Source organism: Vibrio sp. 10N.261.51.A3, assembly GCF_041471965.1.
Taxonomy (GTDB): domain Bacteria; phylum Pseudomonadota; class Gammaproteobacteria; order Enterobacterales; family Vibrionaceae; genus Vibrio; species Vibrio crassostreae_C.
This window is the reverse complement of record NZ_JBFRPK010000128.1, coordinates 1-2,518: the sequence shown is the minus strand read 5'-3', so window position 1 is coordinate 2,518 and position 2,518 is coordinate 1. Positions and strand designations below refer to the sequence as shown.

Sequence of the window (2,518 nt, the reverse complement as noted above, 5' to 3'; positions counted from 1 at the left end):
GTGTCGTCTACTCGACAAAATCTTCATAATCTGAATTCTTACTCACGGTACTTTCTATCACGAAAATGCCCCAAAAACATTCAGAGTAAATACTCATTCATCACCTGTTAGTGTGACTTTGCCTTATAAAAAGTTATCTGAAGGTGTGTAATGGGTTTCTGTTGCACTAAATGGTTTTACTGCATTCTAATTCATGAATTTTTGATTCAAGTGACGGACTGATTGTAAATTGCAAGCATATAAAAGATGGCGCATTATGTGTGTGGAAGGTAGCTCAGCGCCGCATAGGTGGGCTTACATGACTGGAGAGTACTAATGCTTGTAAAGTATTATGGTTTGGTTTTCGACAATAGAACCAATAGTTGGTCACCAAGAGTAGAATTTATATCAAACGGTTTATTTCGCATGACTCAGCCTAAATACCTTAATGATAAAGGAAGTGAGGCGAGACTATGGCCATATTTTAATGAGTTTTCACCAGCGGATTATGCATGGGCAAAAAAAGAACATGATAAAATGCAAACAGATCCTTCCTATGTCCCATCAAATGAAGAATTAGAAAACTTCTTCCTAAAACCGTGTGGCTCTCGATATGGAGACCATTTCCCGCATATGCTAGATCAAGAAGGCTTCAACTCAATGGAAGATTATGATCGGGAGCAACTGGCTCAAACGGCTGGAAGAGTTAACTCATTTTTAGTTGAGGCATTAAGCTGCCAGTTAGGGATTTTATCCCTGTCAAAATCTGACACAAATGAACTTATGTGGACACATTATGCTAGTGAAGGTAAGGGACTAGCTGTTACTTTCAATGAGGATCATGCGTTTTTCAACCAACTCCCCCCGAAAGATGTTAGTTATACTCCAGATAAAAGAGCTTCTCTTACATATTATAAAGGTATGATGAGAATGAATGGTGCTCCGTTGAAAAACTTCCATGTTGCAGATTTAGGTAATCCATTAGGAGTTCTGCAATCTCTTAGTAGCAATGGTATTAATGTAATTGAGTTCTCGGAACGACTGCTATATTCGAAAGCTAAACAATGGTCTTCTGAAGATGAAACTCGAATTGTATGCCCTCTTATGTTTTGCGAAGAGAAAGTAGGGCTATTAGTACAACCAGACTTTGGCGCTGAATTACCTAATGAACTCTCCCCTATTCTTAAGAGCTACCCTGAAATCAACCTCAAACGAATACCGTTTGATGCATTTGAATCTATCATTTTTGGTTACGGTATGAGCGAATTTGACAAATCTACTATTACGGAACTGGTTAGGAAAAATGAAAACTTGTCTCATCTAAAGTTGCGCGTAGCCAAACACAATATTTATGGCAACATTGAGATCAGTGATCTCGTTGTGTAGCACGATACTTTATTAGCAGAAATTAATCATATTAGAGGTGCTATGTTTTATATTTTTCTTGATACCTGTGTTCTTTTAGACATTTCGACAAAAAAGCATGACCTTCCTTTGGTTTCTGCACTGGAAGAGTTGGTTACATCGGGTGTGATTACACTTGTGGTTACCGACCTAGTTGTCGAAGAGTACGAGAGGAACAAGGAAGATGTAGCAAACAAAACTGCCAAAAGGCTGTCCCAAGAATTTAAACAAGTCAAAGCAGTAGTAAGTGAGTTTGCAGACGATAAACAAGCGGAAACAATAGATGTATTAAATGACATCAATGCGCGTTTGCCACTGTTAACTGATGCCAATCATGTGACCATTCACAGGGTTGAAAAGCTCATCGAATCAGCAAAAAAAATCAGTATTAGTGAACGATCTAAAGTAGCCACAGTTCAGCGTGGCTTAGATAAAAGAGCACCATTTCACATTAGTAAAAACTCTGTAGCAGATGCGGTCATCATCGAACAATTTTATGAGTTCTCGCAGGGTGTAGATAGTGAGTCAGCTTGCTGTTTTTTCATAACCCACAATCACAATGACTTTTCTGCAAAGGATCACCGCCAACCACATTCTGATTTTGGTAATATTTTTAATGATACGAATGTTCTCTATTTTAATAATCTAGCATCAGCAATTAATCAAATTGACGAGGATTTTTTAGATGGTATTGAATTTGAGTATGACTACACAGAGGAAACCAGAGGTCTAAGAGAAATCCTCGATGCGATGGACGAGCTAGTCGATAAAGTTTGGTATAACAGGCACCAGAATCGCATGTGGGGCATTGAAAATGGCGAAATCGAAGTTGTTTCTGAGGGTACTGAACGATATGGCAATAATGTCATTCACGAGGATATCCTTAAAGGTGCTATGAAGTCTGCAAAACGTGTTGAAGACTCCTATGACAATGTAGGGCCTTGGAGCGACTTTGAGTGGGGCATGATTAATGGAAAATTGTCAGCATTACGTTGGGTGTTAGGTGATGAATGGGATATGTTAGACACCTAAGATGTACTAACTCAACACCTAAGGTTTCAACATATATTTTCTCACCAAAGGGATCGTGTTAGAGCTTTATATCTAATGCATTCCTGTCCGTGCGACCTGAGGT

At 38.8% G+C, this 2,518-nt stretch carries 2 protein-coding genes; both read left to right on the top strand.

What is annotated here, in order from left to right:
* Nucleotides 1-315 precede the first annotated feature (315 nt).
* A complete protein-coding gene (locus tag AB4371_RS21885; RefSeq protein WP_102424545.1) occupies nucleotides 316-1,365 on the top strand; it encodes a DUF2971 domain-containing protein in 1,050 nt (349 codons plus the stop codon).
* A gap of 42 nt (nucleotides 1,366-1,407) precedes the next feature.
* Entirely contained in the window at nucleotides 1,408-2,415 is a 1,008-nt protein-coding gene (locus AB4371_RS21880) for a PIN domain-containing protein (RefSeq protein WP_102360595.1), read from the top strand.
* Nucleotides 2,416-2,518: the final 103 nt, after the last annotated feature.

Coding starts and splice junctions, on each gene's coding strand:
- AB4371_RS21885 (WP_102424545.1), top strand. CDS start 316: ATGCTTGTAAAGTATTATGGTTTGGTTTTCGACAATAGAACCAATAGT.
- AB4371_RS21880 (WP_102360595.1), top strand. CDS start 1,408: ATGTTTTATATTTTTCTTGATACCTGTGTTCTTTTAGACATTTCGACA.